Source organism: Actinomadura coerulea (genome assembly GCF_014208105.1).
In the GTDB taxonomy this organism is placed as follows: Bacteria; Actinomycetota; Actinomycetes; order Streptosporangiales; family Streptosporangiaceae; genus Spirillospora; species Spirillospora coerulea.
The window spans coordinates 2,054,948-2,077,880 of sequence record NZ_JACHMQ010000001.1 but is presented as its reverse complement, the minus strand read 5'-3'; the positions used below and the strand labels follow the sequence as shown (position 1 = coordinate 2,077,880).

Below are 22,933 nucleotides of genomic sequence, written 5' to 3'. Positions count from 1 at the left end.
TTGGGCGGCGGATCGGCGCCCGGCCGTCGGGCCGGACCGCGCCGCCGGTCGTGGCGAGGTGGTGGCGGGGCTGGCGGTCGGGGAGCGGTCAGGGTTTGCGGCCGACGCCGGTGGCGAACTCGTGGCCGCGCAGCCGCCCGCCGGTCTCGGGGGACAGCGGCGGGGTGTCGCGGCCGGCGCCGGTGCGCAGCCCTTCCAGGAACTCGGTGATCGCTTCGCGGGCGGTGTGGCGGGGCGTCCAGCCGAGTTCGTCGCGGGCCCGGGCGGTGTCCATGAGCGGGATCTGCAGGGCCAGGTCGAGCAGGGCGGGGGAGGCGGGCACCAGGTGCAGGTTCCAGGCGGCGGCGAGCGCGGCCCGCACGCCCCGCGCGGGCACCCGCACGGTCCGGGCGCCGAGCAGGTCGGCGAGCTCGGCGGCGTCCAGGGCGGGTTCGGCGGCGAGGTTGAAGGCGCCGCGGGCCCGGCCGGTGGCGGCGAGCCGGAACGCCTGCCCGGCGTCGGCGGAGTGCAGGACCTGCAGCCGCAGGCCGGGCAGGTCCGGCACGACCGGGATGAGGTCGGGGCGGGCCAGGCGGCCGGGCAGCAGCGGCCCGGCGAACAGGCGGCGCTGCTCGCTGGCGCTCTGCCGTTCGAAGATGAACCCGGGCCGCAGCCGCACGACGCGGCAGTCGGGGTTGGTGGCCTCGAAGGCGTCCAGGAGCCGTTCGACGTAGGCCTTCTCGCGACTGTAGGCGGCCTCGGGCCATCCGTGGGTGGGCCAGGACTCGTCGACGGCTCGGTCCTTGGGGCCGGGGGAGTAGGCCCCGACCGAGGAGGAGTACACCAGGGCGGGCACGCCCGCGCGGGCGGCGGCGTCGAAGACCCGGGCGCTGCCGACGGCGTTGGAGTCCCAGGTCACCGCGGGCCGGTGGGTGGGCTGGAACAGCCAGGCCAGGTGGATGACGACGTCGGCGCCGCGCATCAGCGGGACCAGGTCGGTGTCGGTGACGTCGGCCTCGGCCCAGCGCAGCTTGCCGGTTCCGGCGGGGTCGGCCTCGCGGGCGGCGCCGGGGCCGGGTTCGCGGCGGGCCAGTCCGATGATCTCGGTGACGGCCGGGTCCTCGGCGAGCGCGCGGACGGTGCTGGTCCCGATGTTGCCCGTGGCGCCGGTGACGACGACGCGCATGGCGATCTCCCCCCTCGTCGGCGGTTCGCCCGCGGGTTCGTCCCCGCAGGTGGACGGCCCCATTCCCGTCCCGCGCCGATGTATGCCCGCCGCGGCGCCGCCCGCCGCCCGGACCCGCGCCGTCCCCCGCGCCGCCGGGCGGTCAGGCGGGGCGGGGTCAGGCGGGCACGGTCAGGCGGGCACGGCGTCGCCGGGGCGGCAGTGCAGGCACGGCCGGTATCCGGCGGCGCGCGCGGCGGCCAGGTCCCGGAACCCGTGCCGGTGGCCGGGGGTGATCCGGCGCGCGTCCGCGCAGGTGGGGTAGCACACGATCCCGGTGGTGTCGGAGCCCACCAGCCGCACGCCGCGCCGCGCCAGTTCGGTCACCTCCTCGACGTCGACGTCCTCGGCGCGCAGCAGCCGTTCCTTGGCGCGGGCGCCGAACACGTAGTCGCCCAGGGATCCGTCCGAGCGGGTCACGCGGTGGCAGGGGATCAGCAGCGGGACGGGGTTGCGGCCCAGCGCCGACCCGACGGCGCGGACGGCCTTGGGCCGTCCGGCGTGCCGGGCCACCCACGCGTAGGGGCGGGTCTGGCCGCGGGGGATCCGCGCGGCGGCGCGCAGCACGGCGGCCTCGAAGTCGCTGAGGCCGCGCAGGTCCAGGCGCAGCGTGCCGAGCCGGCCGGTGCGCAGGGCGGGCAGCAGCCCGGGCGGGGGCCGGTCGGCGGGCAGCAGCGGCCGGGCGAACCGGGTGCGGAACGCCTCGGCGAACTCCCGCTCGTCCATGCCGGCGCGCAGGTAGGCGACGCCGTGGTCGGTGAAGGCGACCTGGAGGCCCTCCAGGGGTCCGGGGACGTGGAGGCGGCGGGCGGCGATGCGGTCCAGCAGGGCCGGGGGCGCGTCGGCGGCCAGCTCCGCCAGTTCACCGGCCAGCGGGTCGGGTGTGCCGCCGGCGGGGTCGGTGCGGTTCATCGGTCGCCCCCTTTCTGCTCGGGGTGGGCTGCGCTCCGGGCTGGTGTGGTGCGGGCTGGCGCTGTCTGGTCGGGTGCTGTGCGGTCGGGGTCGGTGGTTCCGGGTGCGGCGCGCAGGGCGCGCAGGCGGGCCAGGCCGCGGGAGATGTGGGATTTCACGGTGCCCTCGGGCAGGTCCAGGACGGCGGCGATCTCGGCGACGGGCAGGTCGGTGACGTGCCGCAGCACGACCGCGGCGCGCTGCTGGTGGGGGAGCCGGGCGAGCAGGCCGGCCAGTTCGCGGCCGGTCTCGTGGCGGGCGGCGGCGTCCTCGACGCCCTCGCCGGGGTCGGGCGGGTCGGGGGCGTCCTCGATGGGGCCCGGCGGCGGGCGCCGCGCGGCCGTGCGCAGGCTGTTGCGCCACACGTTGGTCAGGATCGTCAGCAGCCAGGCCCGGGGCCGCAGCTCGGCGACGCGCGCCGCGTCGTAGCCGACGAGCGCGCGGTAGGCGCGCAGGAACGCCTCGGCCGACAGGTCCTCGGCCTCGGCCCACCGCCCGCACAGCCGCAGCGCGGTGGAGAACACCGCACCCCGGTAGGCCTCGTAGAGGGCGGCGAACCCTTCGTCGAGGTCGCGGGCGAGGGCGGCGGCGACCCGCGCCCCGGCGGTGTCGCCCGCCGGGGCGTCCCTGCCGTCGCCCGCGGGGGCGTGGGTGAGAGCTTCGTCCGTAACCGTCACATCCGTTCAACACCGCCGTGACCGGCCCGGTTGCGCTCCGCCGGGACGGCCGTGCGGTCGGGCCGTGCCGGGGGCGGATGGTCAGCCGAGCCAGCCGGGGCGGATCATTCCCGTCTCGTAGGCCAGCACCACCAGCTGGGCCCGGTCGCGGGCGCCGAGTTTGGCCAGGATACGGCTGACGTGGGTCTTGGCGGTGGCGGGCGACAGCACCAGCCGCCCGGCGATCTCCTCGTTGGACAGGCCCGCCGCGACCAGCCGCAGCACCTCGCTCTCCCGGTCGGTCAGCGAGTTGAGCTCGGCGGCGGGCGGCGGCGCGGTGATCCGGGAGGCGAACTCGGCGATGAGCCGGCGCGTCACCGTGGGCGCCAGCAGCGCGTCGCCGCGCGCCACGACCCGCACCCCGTGGATCAGCTCGGTCGGTTCGGTGTCCTTGACCAGGAACCCGCTGGCCCCGGCCTTGATCGCGCCGTAGACGTAGTCGTCCAGGTCGAACGTCGTCAAGATCACCACACGGACGTCGGCGAGCCGGGGGTCGGCGATGATCCGCCGGGTGGCCTCCAGGCCGTCCAGGACGGGCATGCGGATGTCCATCAGCACCACGTCGGGCCGCAGCTCGCGGGCCCGCGCGACGGCCTGCTCGCCGTCCCCGGCCTCGGCGACGATCTCGATGTCGTCCTCGCCCTCCAGGATCGACCGGAACCCCGCCCGGACCAGTGTCTGGTCGTCGGCCAGCATCACCCGGATCACGCGTTCTCCTCTGTCTCGCCCAGTGCGCTCATATCGTCCTTGCCGTCCTTGTCCTGCCGGTCGCGGGCAGGGGGTGGCCCGGCGGCGTCGAGCGGCAGCCGCGCCCACACCCGGAATCCGCCCGCCGGGCCGGGGCCGGCGTCCAGTTCCCCGCCGACCGAGGCCGCCCGTTCGCGCATGCCCCGCACCCCGTTGCCGCCCGCGCCGCCCGCGGGGTGCGGGGGCGGGCCGGTGCCGTCGTCGTCCACCCGCACGGTCACCTCGCCGGGGAACACCCGCACCTCGACCGTGACCGCGGCGGCCCCCGAGTGCCGGACGGCGTTGGTCAGCGCCTCCTGCACGATGCGGTACCCGGCCAGCCCGACCGGGGCCGGCAGGTCACTCAGCGCCGCCGTCCCCGGCGCGCCGGGGACGGGCAGGTCGCCGGCGCGGCGGACCGCCAGCCCGGCCGCGGCGGTCTGGTCCAGCAGCTCGCCGACCCGCGCCAGCGACGGGGGCGGCGCCACCGGCCGCTCCGCCGCGCCGGGCCCCTCGTCCTCGGCGTCGACCTGCCGCAGCACGCCCAGGACCCCGCGCAGCTCCCGCAGGGTCTCCTTGCTCGCCGCCTTGATCGCCTCCAGCGCCGTGTAGGCGCGGTCCGGGTCGTCGCGGCGGTGCAGCGCCGCCCCCGCCTGCACGTTGATCAGCGAGATCTGGTGGGCGAGCACGTCGTGCAGCTCGCGGGCGATGCGCAGCCGCTCGGCGACCGCGCGGCGCCGCGCCTCGGCCTCGCGGTCGCGTTCGGCGGCGGCGGCGCGCCGCTCGGCGGCCTCGGCCAGGGCGCGGCGGCCGCGGACGTACTGCCCGATCGCCACCGTGATCAGCAGGCCCAGCGACAGCGACGCCACGCCGCGGGCGTCGGTGATCGCGTCGGGGTCGTCGCCGCTGCCCCGCGCCGACGCCGCCGCCAGGAATCCGGCGTTGACGACGATGACCGCGCCCAGCGGCACCGCCAGCCGGCACTCCACGGCCGCGTTGAACAGCGCCAGCCACAGCACGCCCGCGACGGGCCCGTCGGGGTACCCCAGCGGGTAGTACAGCGGCGGCACCACCACGGCGACGACCAGGACCGCGACCGGGTGGCGGCGCCGCCACGCCAGCGACACCGCCGCCGCGGCGATCAGCGCCAGGCCGCCCGGCCACAGCGGCCGGTCCCCGGGCTTGACCGCCGCCTCGGTCATCGCGACCGACACCACCAGGACCGCCGCCGCCAGCAGGGCGTCGGCCGCCCGCCCGCGCGGCCACCGCGCCCGGCCCGGCGCCCGGCCCGCGATCCTGCCGACGATTCCGGCCCGGGAGGCGGACCCCTGCGGAGGCGCCTGCGGAGGCGCCTGCGCGGGGCGCGGGGTGTCCTCGGCCGCGCCCCGGCCGCGCGCGCCGGGCCGGCGCCGGGGGCGGGGCGGGGTCGCTGTCACGCGCCAACCGTAGTTCAGCCCCGGCCCGCCCCGCGCCCCCATCGAAGATCGTCCCCGGGTGGTTGCGGCCGCCCGCGCCCCTGACTTTCGTCAGTAACGGCCCAGTTCACCGGCCAGTAGCGTGGGCGCCGTGAACGACTCCGCGGCCCCCGGTCTCCCGACGACGCCCGCGCCGCCTCCGCCCTCCCGCCTGCGGGCGCTGGTCCGCCGGCCGTCCCGCGCCGCGCTGGTCAAGGACGTCCTGCTGTACGGGGTCCTAGCGCTCCCCGTCCTGGGCGGCATGCTCTCCCCGCCGCAGCCCGCCCGGGCGTCGTGGTGGCTGCAGGCGGCCGGGCTCGGCGTGCTGGCCGCCGCGATCGCGGCGGGACGCGCCTGGCCGGCCCCGGCGCTGCTCACCGTGATCGCGCTGACCCTCGTCCACGGCAACTTCGTGTTCGCCATGCCCGTCCTGTCCTACCTGGCGGGCCTGCGCAGCGCCCGCGCGCAGCCGCTGCTGTGGGGCTTCCTCGGGGTGTTCGTCGGCGGGGCGCTGCTGTCGGCGGTCCGCGGCACGCAGGTCACCGCCTGGTTCCCCTCCACCGTCTGGCTCGTCCTGCTCGGCGTCCTGCCCTGGCTGGTGGGCCGCTACTGGCGCCAGTACCAGGAGCTGCTGCGCGCCGGATGGGAGCGCGCCGAGCGCCTGGAGCACCAGCAGCGCATCGTCGCCGAACGCGAACGGCTCCGCGAGCGCGCCCGCATCGCCCAGGACATGCACGACTCCCTCGGCCACGAACTGGCCCTGATCGCCGTGCGCGCCGGCGCGCTGGAGGTCGCGCCGGAACTGGGGGACCGGCACCGCGCCGCCGCCGCCGAGCTGCGCACCGGAGCCGCCGACGCCACCGACCACCTCCGCGAGATCATCGGCCTCCTGCGCGACGACGCCGCCGACGCCCCCTCCGGCGCCCCCTCCGACGCGGCGGGGTCCTCGGCGCCGCCGGCGCGGCCCGCCCGCGAGAGCATCCCCGACCTGGTCGACCGCGCCCGCGCCTCCGGCGTCCCCGTCCACCTCACCGGCGACGCCGACGCCCACGCCGGGCTCGGTCCGATGGCCGCGCTCACCGCGCACCGCGTCGTGCAGGAGGCCATCACCAACGCCGCCAAGCACGCCCCCGGCGCCGCCGTCACCGTCGCCCTCGCCCGGACCGGCACCGGCGGGACCACCGTCACGGTCGCCAACGACCCGCCGCCGGACGGGCCGCCGCTGCTGCCCTCCGGCGGCCGCGGCCTGGCCGGCCTCACCGACCGCGTCCGCCTGCTGGGCGGGACCCTGCACGCCGCTCCCACCCCGGCCGGAGGGTTCCTCGTCACCGCCGACATCCCCGCCGCCCCGGACCCGGCCGCCGACCGGTCCCCGGGAGCGCCGACCGCGCGGGACGCGCTGCGCGCCGCCCTCGGACTCACCCCCGCGGCCTCCGCGCCCGCAGCGGGGGAGTGGCCCTCCGAATCGGCCCGGCACCTGGCCAGCGAGCGCCGCCGGGTCCGCCGCGGACTGATCACCGCGATCGCCGCCCCCACCGCCCTCATGGCGGTCCTCGGCGCGATCATGGCCGGGTACTACGTGTTCGTCACCCTCAACTCGGTGCTGCTGCCCGCCGACTACGGGGCGCTGGCCGTCGGCGACCCGCAGCACCGCGTCGAGCGGGCCCTGCCGCCCATGCAGACCCTCGACACCGGCACCGTCCGCGCCGCCGTCCCCGAACCCGCCGGCGCCGACTGCCGCTACTACCGGCCCGACGCCAACGTGCTCGGCGTCGGCCGCATCTACCGGCTGTGCTTCGCCGGCGGCCGCCTCATCGCCAAGAACGACTACGACACCCACCAGCTGGGCGCCCAGCGCGCCCGCGACCAGGAGGACCAGTGATCCGGGCACTGCTCGCCGACGACGAGGCGATGATCCGCGCGGGCGTGCGCGCCATCCTGACCGCCGACCCCGGCATCGAGGTCGTCGCCGAGGCCGGCGACGGCCGCGAGGCCGTCGACCTGGTGCTGCGGCACCGACCCGCGGTCGCGCTCCTGGACATCCGCATGCCGCGCCTGGACGGCCTGGCCGCCGCCGCCGAACTGCGCCGCCTGGCCCCCGCCACCGGCGTCGTCATGCTCACCACCTTCGGCGAGGACGAGTACATCGCCCGCGCCCTGGCCGGCGGCGCCAGCGGCTTCCTGCTCAAGTCCGGCGACCCCCGCGAGCTGATCGCCGGGGTCCGCGCCGTCGCCGGCGGCGCCGCCTACCTGTCCCCGAAGGTCGCCCACCGCGTCATCACCCAGATCGGCGGCGGGCGCCTGGACGGCCGCGCCCGCGCCCGCCGCCGCATCACCGCGCTCACCCCCCGCGAGCGGCAGGTGCTGGCGCTGCTCGGCGCCGGCCTGTCCAACGCCGAGATCGCCGGGCGGCTGCACGTCGTCGAGGGCACCGTCAAGGCCTACGTCAGCGCGATCCTGACCCGCCTGGACGTCCGCAACCGCGTGCAGGCCGCCGTGCTGGCCTACCAGGCCGGACTCGTCGACGGCATCGAGGACCCCGCCTGACCCCGGCACACCCCCGGCCCTCAGGCGTCGCGGCGGCGCAGCACCACCACGCCGCCGCATACCGCCGCCGCCGTCCACGCCACCAGGATCACCAGCCCCACCGCCTGCGGGTAGGGGCCCTCCCCGGACATGAAGTACCGGCCGGCGCTGCTGGGCAGGGAATCCGACACCTTGCGCGCCGGCCCCGACTCGTCCCCGCCGCCCAGCAGCATCGGCACCACCAGCAGGAACAGGAACGCCGTCGTCAGCGACGCCGCCGTACTGCGCAGCATCGCCCCGACCGCCAGCACCAGCACGCTCACCAACGCCAGATACACCCCCGATTGCACCGCGTCGGCGGCGAACTCGGCGGCCCGCAGCCGCCCCCACCGCCCCAGGACCGGATCGGCGACCACGGTCCCGGCCGCGTTCAGCGCGGCCCCGAGCGGGAACGCCACCGCCGCGACCACCACCGCCTTGGCGCCCAGCATCCGGCCCCGCGGCGGCACCCACTGCAGCGTCGCCCGGATGCTGCCCGTCGCGTACTCACCGGTGACCACCAGGATCGCCAGGGCCAGCACGACGAACTGGACCATGTCCAGCGCCCCGACCGCCACACCGCTGACCGACACCACCCCCATGTCGTCACCGGGAAGCGCGTTGGTGTTGTTGGACACCGTCGAGGTCGCCAGCGTGAACGCCATCACCGCCATCAGCGCCACCGCCGACGCCAGCCCCCACCAGGTGGACCGCACCGACCACAGCTTCGTCCACTCCGCGGCGACCGCACCGCGCCACCCGCCGCCCGCGCCGCGGGCCGTCCCCGCGCCGCGCCCCTCGACCGTCCCCGCCCCTGTGACCGCCATCGCTCAGACCCCCGTCCCCGGCATGGCACCGAACTCCACGCTCGCACCCGTCAACTCCATGTACGCCTCCTCCAGGGACGCCTCCACCGCGCCCAGCTCCAACACCGGCACCCCCGCCTCGAACGCGACCAGCCCGACGCGCTCCACCGCCAGCCCCGCCACCCGAAGCTCCTCCTCGCCGGAGCGCCGGACCCGCCCGCCCGCAGCCGTCAGCCGGTCCGCCAGCACACGCGCGCGCGGGCTGCGGACCCGCACCGCGCCGCCCGACCCCGCCGCGATCACCTCGGCCATCGGCGCGTCCGCCAGCAGCCTGCCCTTCCCGATCACCACCAGGCGGTCCGCCGTCAGCTGCATCTCGCTCATCAGGTGCGACGACACCAGCACCGTCCGGCCCTGCGCCGCCAGCGACCGCATCAGCCGCCGCACCCACAGCACCCCGTCCGGATCCAGCCCGTTGACCGGCTCGTCGAACATCAGCACCCCCGGATCGCCCAGCAGCGCACCCGCGATCCCCAGCCGCTGCCGCATCCCCAGCGAGAACGTCCCCGCCCGCCGGCCCCCGACCGCCTCCAGCCCCACCATCGCCAGGACCTCCTCCACCCGGCCCCGCGCGATGCCGTTGCTGCGCGCCATCGCCAGCAGATGCGCCCGCGCCGACCGCCCCGGGTGCACCGCGCCCGCGTCCAGCAGCGCCCCCACCTCCCGCAGCGGCCGCCGCAGCTCCCCGTACCGGCGGCCCCCGACCAGGGCCTCGCCCGCGCTCGGACGGTCCAGGCCCACCACCATCCGCATCGTGGTGGACTTCCCGGCGCCGTTGGGGCCGAGGAACCCCGTCACCTTCCCCGCCGCCACCTCCAGCGACAGCCCGTCCACCGCCGTCCTGTCCCCGAACCTCTTCGTCAGGCCCCGCAACGTGATCACCTGGGTCCTCCCTTCCGTCCCGGGCGACGCTAGAGAGCGGGGGAGGGCCCGCACACCGGCCGGACGCCACCCCCCGGCCCCGACTTTCGTCAGGAACCCGGCATCCGCCGGGCGGGCCTGTTCCCGTCGGCGCATGCGAAAGGGCCGCCCCGGGCGGCGCCGAAGCGCCGTCCGGGACGGCCCGTGAGATCCTGCCCGGCCGGTCCGGTCAGCGGAGGGGGCCCCGGCGCGGCGGCACACCGCCCATCACGTCCGGCATCGTCACCGACGCGTCGTCCATCGGAACGGCCGCGCCCACCATCGGCGCCGCCGCGGCCGCGGGCCGCGGCGACCCCAGCGGCACCTCCAGACCCGGGCCCCGCGGCGCCACCGGGCCCGGCCCGAGCAGCACCGCACCCGCCGCCACGCCCCGCAGCGCCTCCACCAGCGGCCGCGCCGCCAGCACCAGCACCAGCGCCGCCGCCGGCGCCACCACCACGCCCACCAGGAACCCCGCCGCCACGTCGTGCGGGTAGTGCACGCCCACGAACACCCGCGAGAACGCCATCAGCGCCGCCAGCGGCAGCACCAGCGGCGCCATCGCCCGCCACGCCACCACGATCGCCGCCGCCGACGCCGCCGCGATCGTCGCGTGGTTGCTCGGGAACGACCAGTCGCCCTGCGCCGGGCACGCCGCGATGTGCACCGCGCCCGCCACCGCGCGGCACGGACGCTCCTCCTGGATGAAGCTCTTGGACACCTCGCTCACCAGATACGCCGACACCATCGCGAACGGCGCCACCAGCGCCAGCCCCATCGCCCGCGCGTCCAGGCCCCGGGCCCGCCACCAGCCCACCGCGAACAGCACCGCGAACAGCAGCAGCCCGCCGTCGGTGCCCACGTCCGCCGCCTCGTGCACCCACGAGGGCGTGCCCTGCGCGAACTCGGTGATCTCCCGGTACAGATCGGCGCTGAAATCCGGCGCTCCCATGCTCTCCCTCACGCTCGCAGCGGCCCCGTGCCCGTCAACTGTCAGACACCCCAAAGCCCGCTGATGTTCACCTACCGGCCATAGGAGGACAACCCTTTCACCTTAGGGGGATCACTCGCCGGGCATTGGACCCACTCGTGCGGCCGGCCTCCGCCCGCCCGACCCCTCCAGCGACCCCACCGGCCCCGCGTCGGCTACTTCCGCGTCCACGGGCCCGCGCCGGCGCCGCCGCGCGAACCGCACGACCTCCACCGCCGCCGTCACCCCCAAGGCCAGCCCCAGCCCCACCGCCACGCCCTTCAGCGGATCGTCCTCGAACGCCACCCCACCCACATACCCCAGCAGCGCCCCGTACAGGGCCCACGACACCGCCGCCACCGCCGCGAACAGCGAGAACGACCGCAGCCGGAACCCGACCGCCCCCATCGTCAACGTCACCGCCGTCCGCCCGCCCGGCACGTACCGCGCCACCACCAGGATCAACCCGCCCCGCTCGGCCATCGTCCGCCCCGCCCACCCCAGCGCCGCATGCCGCCGCGTCCCGGGACGCGCCGCCCGCACCAGCCGCCCGCCCGCCCGGCGCCCCACCAGATACGACACATGATCGCCCAGGAAGGCGCCCGCCGCCGCCAGCGCCACCACCGGCGCCAGCTCCGGCTGCCCCGACGCCGCGTACACCCCCGCGGTGATCACCATGCTCTCGCTCGGCACCACCGGGAAGAAGCCGTCGATCGCCGCCACCGCGAACAGCACCAGATAGAACCACGGCGACGTCACCGCCGTGTCCACCATGCCCATGAGCCCGTCCATGGGCACGACGCTAAGGACGTCCTACCCCCGGGCGTATCCCGCGTAAGACCCCGCTCACCCCCGACTTTCGTCAGGGGGCGCCCCCCGGCCGCAAAAACCGATTCGCGTCCCGGGCCCGCCTCCACCACACTTCACCTTCTGTGGGACACCTGCACATCTTCGACATGGACGGCACCCTGCTGACCGGCACCACCGCCAACCTCGAAATCGCCCGCCACCTCGGCACCCTCCCCGAACTGCACGACCTCGAGGCCCGCTTCGCCGCCGGCACCCTCGACACCCGCGGCTTCTCCACCGAGATCCACCGCCTGTGGCGCCACCTCACCCCCGCCGTCGTCGCCACCGCCTACCGCGCCGCGACCTGGCTCACCGGCATCACCGACGTCTGCGCCGACATCCGCGCCCGCGGCGAGCACTCCGCCGTCATCACCATGTCGCCCGACTTCTTCGCCCGCCACCTCCTCGACCACGGCTTCGACGACATCGTCGCCTCCCGCTTCCCCCCGATGCCCTTCACCGGCACCCTCGACCCCGCCGGGATCCTCACCCCCGCCGACAAGGTCCGCATCGCCGACGCCCTGCTCGCCCGCCACGGCCTCACCACCGACCAGTGCACCGCCTACGGCGACTCCATGTCCGACGCGCCCCTGTTCCGCCACCTCACCAACACCGTCGCCGTCAACGCCGACCACCACCTCGCCGGCATCGCCGCCCTCGACTACCGCGGCACCGACCTGCACGCCGCCTACACCCTCGCCCGCGCCCTCCACCCCGCCTGACCCACCCCACCAGGCCGCTGACCTGGGGGAGCGAGCCGACAACACCCGCCCCGGCACACCCCGCACCCCGCCCCGCATGGCACGATCACCCAGGTGAGCAGCACACCCGCCGACCCTCACCACCTGCGCGACCTCGCGCTGCTGCGCCGCGTCCGCGACCGCATCGACCGCGAGTACGCCCAGCCCCTGGACGTCGAAGCCCTGGCACGCGGCGCGAACATCTCCGCCGGCCACCTCAGCCGCCAGTTCCGCCAGGCCTACGGAGAATCGCCCTACTCCTACCTGATGACCCGCCGCATCGAACGCGCCATGGCCCTGCTGCGCCGCGGCGACCTCAGCGTCACCGACGTGTGCTTCGCCGTCGGCTGCTCCTCCCTGGGCACCTTCAGCACCCGCTTCACCGAACTGGTCGGCATGCCCCCCAGCGCCTACCGCCGCCAAGCGGCCGACGCCGCGGCCGGGCTCACCTCCTCCGGAACCGCCGCCGGCGTACCTTCCTGCCTGGAGAAACAGGTCACCAGACCGATCAGGAATCGAGAAGCCCCCACCGGGCCCACGCCCTAACCTGGCACCCACCGGCACCACACCCGCACCGCGCTTCGGGTAGACAGATGCCACCGCCACGCCCCACACAGGGAGACACGACACGATGAGCATGGCCACGAGCACGGACGCGAACCCGCCCGCGCCCCACGCCGCCGACAGCCACGACCTGATCCGCGTGCACGGCGCACGCGTGAACAACCTCAAGGACGTCGACGTCACTCTCCCCAAGCGCCGCCTCACCGTGTTCACCGGCGTCTCCGGCTCCGGCAAGAGCTCCCTGGTCTTCGGCACCATCGCCGCCGAATCCCAGCGCATGATCAACGAGACCTACAGCGCGTTCGTCCAAGGCTTCATGCCCACCCTCGCCCGCCCCGACGTCGACGTCCTCGAAGGCCTCACCACCGCCATCATCGTCGACCAGCAGCGCATGGGCGGCGACGCCCGCTCCACCGTCGGCACCGCCACCGACGCCAACGCCATGCTGCGCATCCTGTTCAGCCGCCTCGGCGAACCCCACATCGGCTCACCCCAGGCCTTCTCCTTCAACGTCGCCTCCATCAGCGGATCCGGCGCCGTCGCCTTCGAACGCTCCGGCAAGACCGTCAGGGAACACCGCAGCTTCAGCGTCACCGGCGGCATGTGCCCCCACTGCGAGGGCACCGGCACCACCAACGACTTCGACCTCACCGCCCTCTACGACGACACCCTCTCCCTCAACCAGGGCGCCCTCACCGTCCCCGGCCACAGCATGGACGGCTGGTACGGCCGCATCTTCCGCGGCTGCGGCTTCTTCGACCCCGACAAGCCCATCCGCGACTACACCCCCGCCGAACTCCACGACCTCCTCCACAAGGAACCCACCAAGATCAAGATCGAGGGCGTCAACGTCACCTACGAAGGCCTCATCCCCAAGATTCAAAAATCGGTCCTCAGCAAGGACCGCGCCTCGATGCAGCCCCACATCCGCGCCTTCGTCGACCGCGCCGTCACCTCCACCCCCTGCCCCGACTGCGGCGGCACCCGCCTCAGCGACACCGCCCGCTCATCGAAGATCAAAGGCATCAGCATCGCCGACGCCTGCGCCATGCAGATCAGCGACCTGGCCGCCTGGGTCCGCGCCCTCGACGCCCCCTCCGTCGCCCCACTCCTCAAAGCCCTCGGCGACACCCTCGACTCCTTCGTCGAGATCGGCCTCGGCTACCTCTCCCTCGACCGCCCCTCCGGCACCCTGTCCGGCGGCGAGGCCCAGCGCACCAAGATGATCCGCCACCTCGGCTCCTCCCTCACCGACGTCACCTACGTCTTCGACGAACCCACCATGGGCCTGCACCCCCACGACGTCCAGCGCATGAACGACCTCCTGCTGCGCCTGCGCGACAAGGGCAACACCGTCCTGGTCGTCGAACACGAACCCGAGACCATCGCGATCGCCGACCACATCGTCGACCTCGGCCCCGCCGCAGGCACCGCAGGCGGCACCATCTGCTTCCAGGGCACCCTCGACGAACTGCGCACCAGCGGCACCCTCACCGGCCGCCACTACGACGACCGCACCCCCCTCAAGACCGACCTGCGAACCCCCACCGGCACCCTGCAGATCCGCGGCGCCAACGCCCACAACCTCCAGGACGTCGACGTCGACATCCCCCTCGGCGTCCTCGTCGCCGTCACCGGCGTCGCCGGCTCCGGCAAGAGCTCCCTCATCCACAGCTCCATCCCCAAGGGCGCCGGCGTCGTCTCCGTCGACCAAAGCCCCATCCGCGGCTCACGACGCAGCAACCCCGCCACCTACACCGGACTCCTCGACCCCATCCGCAAGGCCTTCGCCAAGGCCAACGGCGTCAAACCCGGACTGTTCAGCGCCAACTCCGAAGGCGCATGCCCCAACTGCAACGGCGCGGGCGTCATCTACACCGACCTCGCCATGATGGCCGGCGTCGCCACCACCTGCGAGGAGTGCGAAGGCCGCCGCTTCCAGGCCCACGTCCTCGACTACACCCTCGGCGGCAAGAACATCAGCGAAGTCCTCACCATGCCCGTCGACCAGGCCGAACAGTTCTTCGCCACCGGCGACGCCCGCACCCCCGCCGCCCACCGCGTCCTGCGCCGCCTCGCCGACGTCGGCCTCGGCTACCTCACCCTCGGCCAGCCCCTCACCACCCTGTCCGGCGGCGAACGCCAGCGCCTCAAACTCGCCACCCACATGGCCGAGGACGGCGGCGTCTACGTCCTCGACGAACCCACCGCCGGCCTCCACCTCGCCGACGTCGAACACCTCCTCGGCCTCCTCGACCGCCTCGTCGACGCCGGCAAGTCCGTCATCGTCATCGAGCACCACCAGGCCGTCATGGCCCACGCCGACTGGATCATCGACCTCGGCCCCGGCGCCGGCCACGACGGAGGCCGCGTCGTCTTCGAAGGCACCCCCGCCGACCTCGCCGCCACCCGCTCCACCCTCACCGGCCAACACCTCGCCGCCTACATCGGCACCTGACCCTTACGCCACGACCACGCAGAAGCGGCACCGACCAGCATCAGAACGAGAAGCCACGCCAGCGTCGATCCAGTCGACCGCCCACCGCGGCCTCTCGTTCTGATGCGCCCGGCCCCCTCGCGTCCTGCCCGAGCCGCCCGCGCAACGCCACCCGATCGGCGTCGGACATTGCAGCCCCTACCGCCGACGGTCCACGGTGATCTCCGAGTCGGACCTACGACGGGACCACTGGTGCACCGACGGGCGGGGCCTGCCGCCCCCGCGACGGCGGCCCCGTCAACCGCCCCGCCGGCCCTCCACCGGACCCAGCAGCGGATGCACCCGCATCGCCGCCTCCAACTCACCCGGAAGCTCATCGCGATACCGGCCCAACGTCGACAGATCCGCATGCCCCAGCACCCGCCGCACCGCATCCATGTCCGTCGCCGCCGCCAGAAGATGCGTCGCCGTCGTATGCCGCAACCCATGCGGCGTCACACTCCGCCGCCGCCCCGCATCCACCCGCTCCAGCACCCGGTCGATCACCCCCTGCACATCACCCCGCGCCAACCGCCGCCCCCGCCACGACAACAACAGCGCCTTCCCCTCCCGCCCCCGATCCAGCAACCCCCGCCCCTCCGCCAGATACGCGTCCAGCACCTCCGCCACCGGACGGGGGAGCGGCACATCCCGCGTCCGCCCACCCTTACCGAAGATCCGCCAATACCGCGTCCCCCCGTTGACGAAGAAGTCCTCCACATTCGCCGCCGTCAACTCCGACACCCGCGGCCCCACCGCCGCCAGCAACAACACGATCAACCCGTCCCGCAACTCCGTGCGCTGATCAGCCCGCCGCCGCACACCCGCCCCACCCGAACCCGCATCCGGCGCATCCACCAGACCACGCGCCGCCCCCAGCAGCCCCTCCGCCTGCTCCACCGTCAACGCACGCCGCTCAGCCCGCAACCCGCCCCGCTGCTTCGGCCGCACCGTCACCGCCTGCATCGGATTCAACTGCACCCACCCCGCCACCACCGCATGCCGGAAGAACGCCGACACCGAACGCCGGAACCGCGCCTGCGACGCGGCACTCTGCGACGGCGCACCCCCCGCCACCACAGGCCGCGCCCCCCGCCGACGCCGCTCATCCGGCTTACGCGCGAACCTGAGCAGAACCTCATCGACGTCCTCACCCGTCAGATCGTCCAGCACCCGGTCCTCACCCGCCAGCGCCCCGAACGTCACCACGTCCCGCACGTACACCTCCGCGGACGCCGGCGCCAGCGCACCCGTCGACGCCTTCGCCCGCACCACCTCCGCATAGCGATCCACACACTCGGCCACGGACACACGCTGAACATCGGCAGGACGCACCCGCCGGACGCTACCCCCCACCACCGACAGAAGCCCCGTAAGATCGACAACATGGGGGAGCGGGCACTGTTCGACCAGATCGGCGAGATCATCCGCGGCGCCACCCCGCCCCGCCTCGGCCACCCCCACATCCACACACGCCACAACGGCGTCAAAGCCTGGTTCGGCGACCCCGCACCCCAGCGCGAGCACTACGAAGCCCAGATCATCCCCGCCGCACTCGCCCCCGGCGCCCAGCACCACGCCATCGAGATCGGCTACCATGCCGAACACCCCGCCGAAGCCGACAACGAGGCCGCCCTCACCCGCCTACTCACCACCGAAGCCGCATGGCGCGCCGACCTCGGCGACGAACCCCGAACCGGCACCTTCCTCGGCCGCACCACCTGGCGCCGCATCTCCGAAACCTGGCCCGACGCCGACCTCACCGGCCCCGACATCCCCTTCGAGATCGGCGTCCGCCTCGTCGACTACATCCGCGCCCTGGAACCGCACCGCAAACGGGTATGACCACCCCCACGCGTCCACCGGACAGGGGAGGGGCCCGTGCTCATCGGCACATCGGGATGGCAGTACACCGACTGGCGCGACGTCCTCTACCCACCCGGCCTCGCCCAACGACGCTGGCTGCGCCACTACGCCGACACCTTCACCACCGTCGAGAACAACAACGCCTTCTACCGCCTCCCCGCCCGCGAGACATTCGAGCTCTGGCACGACAACACCCCGCCCGGCTTCGTCATGGCGGTCAAGGCCAGCCGCTACCTCACCCACATGAAACGCCTCAAAGACCCCGCGGAGCCGGTCGCGCGCCTCATGAACGCCGCCAACGGCCTGGGGGACAGGCTCGGCCCCGTCCTCCTCCAACTCCCGCCCACCCTGCAAGCCGACACCGACCGCCTCACCGAGTGCCTGCGCCACTTCCCAGACGGCACCCGCGTCGCCGTCGAACCCCGCCACCCCTCCTGGTGGACAGACCAGACACGCCGCATCCTGGAGAAACACAGCGCGGCCCTGTGCTGGGCCGACCGACTCGGCGAGGCGCAGACACCTCTATGGCGCACAGCCGACTGGCTCTACCTCCGCTTCCACGAAGGCCCCGCCGACCCCTGGCCGGAATACGACGACGAGACCCTCCAGCACTGGGCCGACAAACTCAGCGGAACACCCGACGCCTACGTCTACTTCAACAACGACCCCGGCGGCGCCGCCGTCCGCAACGCCCTGCGCTTCACCGACCTCACGAACTGAACTCCGCGGCCGTCAGATCCGCGAGCCGCCGCGCGGTGTCGAAATGGGGCGTCAGCCGAGTCTTGGTCATGGCGAAAGACGTACCGGTGGCGACGTCGGCATAGACGCAACTACCGCCACCACCCACCCAACCGAACGTCGTCGGCGTCTCATCCGGCTCGGAACCGATACGGCCAAGCGGATAACCCAAGCCCAGCCGCACAGGGTTCCCGAAGACCTGATCAGTGCCCTCGAAAGCCACCGCCGCCAGTTCCTCAAGCCGACGCGAATCGATGAGCCGACCATCGAGAACCGCCGCGTTCATCGCAGCGACTCCACGCGCCGTGAAGGTGCCGACCGACGGGACGTCCGCCTGCAGGAACTCATGGCCGTTACCCATGGCAGCGACCGGCCGCAGTTCCCAGGGCGCAAGAACGGCATCGCCACCAGGCGGGACGACCGTAACCGGCGCGGCATCCTCAAGCCGCGCCAGCCGAGCCAACTCGGTCCGAGGCACACCGAAGAACAGCTCGCCATCGAGACCCAAAGGCGCGGCGACCCATTCGCGCAAGAGCTGCCGCATCGGTTTCCCCGTGGCCCGGCGTGCGATTTCACCCACCAGGAAGCCATAGGTGAACGAGTGGTACCCCGTCTCGGTCCCCGGCCGCCACCGGGGCTCGGCACCGGCGATCGCCGCGCAGACCCGCGACCAGTCCGTCAGATCATCAGGGCCGATCCCATCAGGCATCGCAGGGACGCCGACCGAGTGCGTGAGCACGTGGCGAAAGGTCGCGACCGCCTTGCCGTGAGCACCGAACTCCGGCCACAACTCGACCAGCGGCATGTCATATCCGACAGCACCGTTCTCGACGAGCAGGTGAGCGATGAGCGACGTCATGACCTTGCCCGCAGAGAAACTGAAGAAGGGAGTCTCCGGGGTCACCCCGCGCCCGGTCTCTGCGTCGGCGACCCCGGCGACAGCGTCCACGACGAGAGCACCGCGATGGAGAACGGCAACCTGCAAGCCGGTCTCGGCTCCGTCCTCGACGAGCTCGTCGAGGACGCTTTGAACCTGCTGCTGCAGCGAAGGCATCACCGTCACTGGCTCGACCACCTGTAGCGAGTCTGGCTCGCCGTCGGCAGCTTGCCGAAAGCGAATCCAACGGTCGGCGCTACCCGATACAACCTGACATCGCCGGCGACGACCGCCTCACCCAACCCATACCAGGTGCCCTCGGGGCTGGTCAGATGCGCACCGTACTTCCGCTCGAAGTCGGCGACAGCCTGCTCCCGTTCCGAGCGCCCCTCGATCACGGACGCGAGACCCTCGATGACGACGTCCACACCGGTCAGCACATTCGCGCCAGTCGTCAGAACACAATGCTGATTGTGCTCGAGGTTCCGCGCCTTGCGCTCCTGAGCGCCCGTGGTGAAGCACATGCCCCCCAGGCTCCAGAACGCCAGCAACGGCGTCACATGCGGTCGCCCGTCAGGCCGTACCGTGGAAAGCCAGAACACCTCCGCCTCACCGACGACCGCCAACGCCGACGCCCACGGCGTCGCCTGCGCGCCCGGAGACGAGAACGGGCCCAGTTCGACATCCGGTTCACTAGCGGACATGACACATCCTTCAGTCGACGGGGCATGGTCAGCCGACCGGCACCGGTGAAGCAGCGACGGCAGGTCGGCCCGTATGCCCTCCGGTCAAGTACTACGCGCCGTCCTGAACATGACCCGAACTCGCCGAGAAACTCATCGGTCCGCACGCACCCGGTTCAGACCACCGGCCCTGACGCTGATCGCCGCGCCACCGGGGGAGCGGGTGCGACCCACGCCGGCGAGGGCCTCGCCGGCTTCGCTGCGATCGTCGATCCGGCGCGCAACCCGTCCAGCAGCGGCCGCCGCCGGCGCACCTGAGCCCGCGCAGCGCCCCCGGGCCAGGGACGCGATTCCGTCAAGACCATGCCTCAACGAGCCCAGAAAGCCCGCTGAGACTTCGTGATCAAACCAGACAGAATCCACCTTCTGTCTTGTTTGAGGTGAAATAGGGCGCGAGGGTCTCGCGCGGAGGAGGGCAGGGGTCCCACCTGATCCATTACCCGGGAGGTCATCGACGCGGTGCGGAAGACGCTGGCAGGGTTGCTGACCTCGCCGACCGCGCATCACGCGCATCAACGGAGGTCACCCATGTCCAGAACCGCCATGTCATCGAGCACGCGCGCCGTTGTGGAGGACCTGCTGCGCCGGATCGGCGAAGGCGATCCCGACCGCATCGCCGCCCTCTACGCCGAACACTGCGATTGGAAGCTGGACTGGCCCGAGGCGGAGCACGGCCGCGCCGCCACGCCCTGGATCCGGCACCGGTCCGGGCGCGCCGATGCCGCCGCGCATTACCGGCAGCTCGCCGAGCACCACGTGCCCGAGAGGGTGGACACGCAGGTGGAGCGAATCCTGGTGGACGGCGACGACGCGGTGGTGATGGGCGAGATCCGGCAGACGTCGCGGTCCACCGGACGCGCCTATCGCGCCCGGTTCGCCCTGCACCTCACGGTCGAGGACGGCCTGGTCGTCCGGCACCACATCTACGAGGACAGCCTCGCCGTCGCCCAGGCCTTCGCGTCCTGACGGAGACAACCCGGTTCCGTCACGGGCTGGGCCAGACTGGCCCGGTGGATGTTCTCGCCTGGCCGCCGCGACTGGCGCCGCCCACGACGGCGGTGCGCGAGTCGTTCCTGGCCGGGGAGAGGGCCGACCAACTGGCGAGCGGCGCCCCGGCGGACTGGCTGGACGAGGCCCACCGCGACTTCGAGGCGTTCGTGTCGCGCCGGCGCGGCGTCCAGGAGCGCTGGGGCGTCCCGTGCACGACGTTCTGGTACGTCTCGGGCGAGCACTACATCGGGACTCTGATCGTGCGGCATCGCCTGACGCCGGAGCTCGCCGAGCTCGGCGGGCATATCGGATATCACGTCGTGCTCCCGTGGCGCAGGCGCGGCCACGCCACGCGGATGCTCGCGGCGGGATTGACGGAATCCCGCCGGCTCGGCCTGGACCGGGTTCTGCTGACGTGCGCCGCCGACAACGAGCCTTCCCGGCGGGTCATTCTCGCCAACGGCGGCGTGCACGGCGGGCGCGTCCGCGGCGAGGACCGTTTCTGGATCGAACTCACCGCCGAGCCCGCGGCGCACCCCGCGTGAACGGCTCCGGAGTGTCCCGATCGCCCCGCTCTCACCAGGTTTGCTCGTTGATCGATAATGAACATTATGTTAAGTAGAACGAGGCGGATCGCAGACGGTGTCGCAGTGGCACCAAGTCTCAGGCGTTGTCCTCGCCCACTCCGGCGATCGCCCTGATGTCCGCTTCGGCCAGCCCCAACGCCACGGCGATCTCCTCGGCGAAAGCGCAACCCGGCGAAGTCGTCCGCGCCGCCTCCACGCCGCGGCCCGGGACGTGGAGCTAGTGGGTGCTGTTGGCGGGCTTCGCGGTGGCACGCACTGCCGAGGTATGCGGCCTCACGGTCGCTGACCTGGCCGACCTGGTCCGAGATGTCAACGGCTGCCTGCTGCGGCTATACGGCGAGGGGCCGCAGCCCGCAACGTCCCCATCGCGGTCGATGGGGTCGACGGCTTCCTCACCGATCGTGATCAACGCCTCGGGACTGTGGACCTCAGCGACCCGCTGTTCATCGCACTGAACGTCTCCCCCATCACCCTCAGACATGATCGAGTACCGCATCGACCTGTGATGCCGCTGGGCGGTGTCCCCCGGGGTGCTGCGCAACGACGGCGGCTTGAACGTTTCCAGGTGACGCTCTGACAGAGCCCCACGAAGCCTCTCCCCCGCGTTTCCCTGTTCGAGGACGTCTCGGCATTTCGGCTGGTCTCTCTGCAGCGCCAGATCCCATCCGCGCGCCGCGGCGACTGGTACGGGGCGGTCGCCGTCTGCGGAGCAGCCGCGGAGCCCTCCCCCGGCGTCGGACACGACGGGCATCGAGAAGGCTCCGCCCTTTGGAGACGTCGGCGTCCGGGATCGTCCGGCGGCTCGGCGCCGCGGTCAGCTCGACCTTGTACATGCTGGCGGCGCACTTGGCCGCCCCTGGACGCTCCCGTCGGGCGGCCAACGACTTCGCTCCGGGGTCCCGCGACGAACTCCGTACCAGGGAGGGACCGTTCCGACATCACCCGGTTCTGATGGTGGTTGGGCTGGCACCTTGATCTCAAGTGTGGTCGAGGTTGCATGCTTGCATTCCTTGTCAGTGAACGGTTAGGGGGTGGTGGGTGTGCGGGTGGTTCAGGCGCTGCGGTTCGGCGGTCCGGAGGCGCTGGTGCTCGGTGAGACGCCGGATCCGGTGGCTGGGACGGGCCAGGTCGTCGTCGATGTGGCGGTTGCGGGCATGACGTTCGTCGAGACGCAGATCCGGCGTGGCGTCGATAAGTGGCATGCCAGGCCGTCGTTGCCGTATGTGCCGGGTGGTCTGGTGGCCGGTCGTGTGAGTTCGGTCGGAGCGCGGGTGGAGTCGACTTGGCTTGGGCGCCGTGTCATCGCCGGTACCGGAGAGACCGGTGGGTTCGCCGAGCGTGCCGTGAGCAAGGTCGAGGAACTGTTTGCAGTGCCGGATGGGCTGGGCCTGGCGGAGGCCATCGCCCTGCACAGCGACGGCAGCACTGCGCAGGGCCTGGTCGAGAAGGCCGGCATCGGCGCCGGTGAGTGGGTGCTGGTCGAAGCGGCGGCCGGTGGTGTCGGCAGTCTGCTGGTGCAGCTCGCCCGTTCGGCGGGCGCTCGGGTCGTCGGGGCTGCCCGCGGGGCGCGCAAGCTCGACCTGGTCCGTGAACTGGGCGCCGAGGCCGCGGTCGACTACTCCGAGCCGACCTGGACCGAGCGGGTGCTCGAGGCGACCGATGGGGCGGGACCGGACGTGGTGTTCGATGGTGTCGGCGGACAGATCGGGCGGGCCGCGTTCGAGGTGACGGCTCGCGGTGGCCGGTTCTCGGTGCATGGAGCCTCCAGTGGCGAGGTCACGCTCATCGACTCCGTGGAAGCCCGGTCCAAGGGGGTTGAGCTGATAGGTATCGAGCAGCTCTTCGGTTTCGGGCCGAACGTGACGCGGTGGGCGGAGGAGATGATGTCCCAGGCTGCGGCAGGGCTTGTCCGGCCGGTCATCGGGCAGACCTTCCCGTTGGAACGCGCTGCTGACGCGCACGCCGCGATTGAGGATCGCACCGCCGTGGGGAAGACCCTGTTGCTCATCTGAAAGCCGTGTGCCAGAAGCGTCAGCCGAGCCGCTGGTAACGCGGCGTCTCCACGTCGAACGCTCTGAACGGACCTCAACAGGCATCGAGTTTTGTACGTTCACGGGTACTCGGACTGCGGGCAGACGGCGTGGCGGAGTG

General features: G+C 73.3%; 22 protein-coding genes. 10 read left to right on the top strand and 12 right to left on the bottom strand.

Features of this window, described 5'->3' with window-relative positions; all coding sequences use genetic code 11:
• Window positions 1-88 precede the first annotated feature (88 nt).
• The 5 genes from BKA00_RS09610 to BKA00_RS09590 all read right to left on the bottom strand — a co-directional run bounded on the left by BKA00_RS09610 (window position 89) and on the right by BKA00_RS09590 (window position 5,033).
• Window positions 89-1,165 (bottom strand): NAD-dependent epimerase/dehydratase family protein, encoded by a 1,077-nt coding sequence (locus BKA00_RS09610; RefSeq protein ID WP_185024582.1) that lies wholly within the window; start codon window positions 1,163-1,165, stop codon window positions 89-91.
• Between the two features lie 171 nt (window positions 1,166-1,336).
• Window positions 1,337-2,116, bottom strand: coding sequence for a methylated-DNA--[protein]-cysteine S-methyltransferase (locus tag BKA00_RS09605; RefSeq protein WP_185024581.1), 780 nt, complete (start codon window positions 2,114-2,116; stop codon window positions 1,337-1,339).
• Window positions 2,113-2,832, bottom strand: a complete 720-nt coding sequence (locus BKA00_RS09600) for an RNA polymerase sigma factor (protein ID WP_185024580.1) — start codon at window positions 2,830-2,832, stop codon at window positions 2,113-2,115. Before BKA00_RS09600 ends, BKA00_RS09605 begins: the two co-directional genes overlap by 4 nt.
• Window positions 2,833-2,913: 81 nt before the next feature.
• On the bottom strand, window positions 2,914-3,579 hold the full coding sequence (locus BKA00_RS09595; RefSeq protein ID WP_185024579.1) for a response regulator: 666 nt from the start codon (window positions 3,577-3,579) through the stop codon (window positions 2,914-2,916).
• Complete coding sequence (locus BKA00_RS09590) at window positions 3,576-5,033, bottom strand: histidine kinase (protein WP_230298841.1); 1,458 nt, start codon at window positions 5,031-5,033, stop codon at window positions 3,576-3,578. Before BKA00_RS09590 ends, BKA00_RS09595 begins: the two co-directional genes overlap by 4 nt.
• Window positions 5,034-5,163: 130 nt before the next feature.
• Here BKA00_RS09590 and BKA00_RS09585 point away from each other — a divergent pair, with 130 nt between their 5' ends.
• Both BKA00_RS09585 and BKA00_RS09580 read left to right on the top strand, forming a co-directional pair.
• Window positions 5,164-6,933: a histidine kinase gene (locus BKA00_RS09585; protein WP_185024578.1), complete on the top strand. Its 1,770-nt coding sequence runs from the start codon at window positions 5,164-5,166 to the stop codon at window positions 6,931-6,933.
• Entirely contained in the window at window positions 6,930-7,598 is a 669-nt protein-coding gene (locus BKA00_RS09580; RefSeq protein WP_185024577.1) for a response regulator, read from the top strand. Before BKA00_RS09585 ends, BKA00_RS09580 begins: the two co-directional genes overlap by 4 nt.
• Before the next feature lie 20 nt (window positions 7,599-7,618).
• On the opposite strand, the gene BKA00_RS09575 is transcribed toward BKA00_RS09580, so the two are convergent.
• The 4 genes from BKA00_RS09575 to BKA00_RS09560 form a co-directional block, all read right to left on the bottom strand.
• Window positions 7,619-8,443: an ABC transporter permease gene (locus BKA00_RS09575; RefSeq protein ID WP_185024576.1), complete on the bottom strand. Its 825-nt coding sequence runs from the start codon at window positions 8,441-8,443 to the stop codon at window positions 7,619-7,621.
• Between the two features lie 3 nt (window positions 8,444-8,446).
• Window positions 8,447-9,364, bottom strand: a complete 918-nt coding sequence (locus BKA00_RS09570; RefSeq protein WP_185024575.1) for an ATP-binding cassette domain-containing protein — start codon at window positions 9,362-9,364, stop codon at window positions 8,447-8,449.
• Window positions 9,365-9,572: 208 nt separating this feature from the next.
• Window positions 9,573-10,334 carry a phosphatase PAP2 family protein gene (locus BKA00_RS39775; protein WP_185024574.1) on the bottom strand — a complete coding sequence of 254 codons (762 nt, stop codon included), beginning with the start codon at window positions 10,332-10,334 and terminating at the stop codon, window positions 9,573-9,575.
• A gap of 111 nt (window positions 10,335-10,445) precedes the next feature.
• Window positions 10,446-11,144 carry a DedA family protein gene (locus BKA00_RS09560; RefSeq protein WP_230298840.1) on the bottom strand — a complete coding sequence of 233 codons (699 nt, stop codon included), beginning with the start codon at window positions 11,142-11,144 and terminating at the stop codon, window positions 10,446-10,448.
• A 140-nt stretch (window positions 11,145-11,284) separates the two neighbouring features.
• On the opposite strand from BKA00_RS09560, the gene BKA00_RS09555 reads away from it, so the two are divergent.
• The 3 genes from BKA00_RS09555 to BKA00_RS09545 all read left to right on the top strand — a co-directional run bounded on the left by BKA00_RS09555 (window position 11,285) and on the right by BKA00_RS09545 (window position 14,963).
• Window positions 11,285-11,923, top strand: coding sequence for an HAD family hydrolase (locus BKA00_RS09555; protein ID WP_185024573.1), 639 nt, complete (start codon window positions 11,285-11,287; stop codon window positions 11,921-11,923).
• A 93-nt stretch (window positions 11,924-12,016) separates the two neighbouring features.
• Window positions 12,017-12,487 (top strand): helix-turn-helix transcriptional regulator, encoded by a 471-nt coding sequence (locus BKA00_RS09550; RefSeq protein WP_185024572.1) that lies wholly within the window; start codon window positions 12,017-12,019, stop codon window positions 12,485-12,487.
• An 85-nt stretch (window positions 12,488-12,572) separates the two neighbouring features.
• Window positions 12,573-14,963, top strand: coding sequence for an ATP-binding cassette domain-containing protein (locus BKA00_RS09545; protein WP_185024571.1), 2,391 nt, complete (start codon window positions 12,573-12,575; stop codon window positions 14,961-14,963).
• Window positions 14,964-15,239: 276 nt separating this feature from the next.
• Here BKA00_RS09545 and BKA00_RS38760 read toward each other — a convergent pair whose 3' ends face one another.
• Complete coding sequence (locus tag BKA00_RS38760) at window positions 15,240-16,286, bottom strand: tyrosine-type recombinase/integrase (protein ID WP_338072110.1); 1,047 nt, start codon at window positions 16,284-16,286, stop codon at window positions 15,240-15,242.
• A gap of 81 nt (window positions 16,287-16,367) precedes the next feature.
• On the opposite strand from BKA00_RS38760, the gene BKA00_RS09535 reads away from it, so the two are divergent.
• Entirely contained in the window at window positions 16,368-16,826 is a 459-nt protein-coding gene (locus tag BKA00_RS09535; RefSeq protein ID WP_185024569.1) for a hypothetical protein, read from the top strand.
• 36 nt (window positions 16,827-16,862) lie between these two features.
• The gene (locus BKA00_RS09530) at window positions 16,863-17,567 is read left to right on the top strand and encodes a DUF72 domain-containing protein (RefSeq protein WP_185024568.1); all 705 of its coding nucleotides are present in this window, start codon (window positions 16,863-16,865) and stop codon (window positions 17,565-17,567) included.
• On the opposite strand, the gene BKA00_RS09525 is transcribed toward BKA00_RS09530, so the two are convergent.
• Window positions 17,557-18,660, bottom strand: coding sequence for a serine hydrolase (locus BKA00_RS09525; protein ID WP_230298839.1), 1,104 nt, complete (start codon window positions 18,658-18,660; stop codon window positions 17,557-17,559). The two genes, BKA00_RS09530 and BKA00_RS09525, sit on opposite strands and share 11 nt — an antisense overlap.
• A complete protein-coding gene (locus BKA00_RS09520; RefSeq protein ID WP_185024567.1) occupies window positions 18,645-19,166 on the bottom strand; it encodes a pyridoxamine 5'-phosphate oxidase family protein in 522 nt (173 codons plus the stop codon). The genes BKA00_RS09525 and BKA00_RS09520 overlap by 16 nt, the downstream gene beginning before the upstream one ends.
• Before the next feature lie 567 nt (window positions 19,167-19,733).
• Between BKA00_RS09520 and BKA00_RS09515 the strand changes: the two genes are divergently transcribed.
• The 3 genes from BKA00_RS09515 (at window position 19,734) to BKA00_RS09505 (ending at window position 22,794) form a co-directional block, all read left to right on the top strand.
• Window positions 19,734-20,171, top strand: a complete 438-nt coding sequence (locus BKA00_RS09515) for a nuclear transport factor 2 family protein (RefSeq protein ID WP_230298838.1) — start codon at window positions 19,734-19,736, stop codon at window positions 20,169-20,171.
• Window positions 20,172-20,215: 44 nt separating this feature from the next.
• A complete protein-coding gene (locus BKA00_RS09510; protein ID WP_185024566.1) occupies window positions 20,216-20,740 on the top strand; it encodes a GNAT family N-acetyltransferase in 525 nt (174 codons plus the stop codon).
• 1,088 nt (window positions 20,741-21,828) lie between these two features.
• Entirely contained in the window at window positions 21,829-22,794 is a 966-nt protein-coding gene (locus BKA00_RS09505; RefSeq protein WP_338072109.1) for a zinc-binding dehydrogenase, read from the top strand.
• The last annotated feature ends 139 nt before the right edge of the window (window positions 22,795-22,933 follow it).

Excerpts from the sequence above, each read along its gene's own strand:
- BKA00_RS09610 (WP_185024582.1), bottom strand. The coding sequence starts at position 1,165 with ATGCGCGTCGTCGTCACCGGCGCCACGGGCAACATCGGGACCAGCACC.
- BKA00_RS09605 (WP_185024581.1), bottom strand. The coding sequence starts at position 2,116 with ATGAACCGCACCGACCCCGCCGGCGGCACACCCGACCCGCTGGCCGGT.
- BKA00_RS09575 (WP_185024576.1), bottom strand. The coding sequence starts at position 8,443 with ATGGCGGTCACAGGGGCGGGGACGGTCGAGGGGCGCGGCGCGGGGACG.
- BKA00_RS39775 (WP_185024574.1), bottom strand. The coding sequence starts at position 10,334 with ATGGGAGCGCCGGATTTCAGCGCCGATCTGTACCGGGAGATCACCGAG.
- BKA00_RS09560 (WP_230298840.1), bottom strand. The coding sequence starts at position 11,144 with ATGGACGGGCTCATGGGCATGGTGGACACGGCGGTGACGTCGCCGTGG.
- BKA00_RS09545 (WP_185024571.1), top strand. The coding sequence starts at position 12,573 with ATGAGCATGGCCACGAGCACGGACGCGAACCCGCCCGCGCCCCACGCC.
- BKA00_RS09535 (WP_185024569.1), top strand. The coding sequence starts at position 16,368 with ATGGGGGAGCGGGCACTGTTCGACCAGATCGGCGAGATCATCCGCGGC.
- BKA00_RS09520 (WP_185024567.1), bottom strand. The coding sequence starts at position 19,166 with ATGTCCGCTAGTGAACCGGATGTCGAACTGGGCCCGTTCTCGTCTCCG.
- BKA00_RS09515 (WP_230298838.1), top strand. The coding sequence starts at position 19,734 with ATGTCCAGAACCGCCATGTCATCGAGCACGCGCGCCGTTGTGGAGGAC.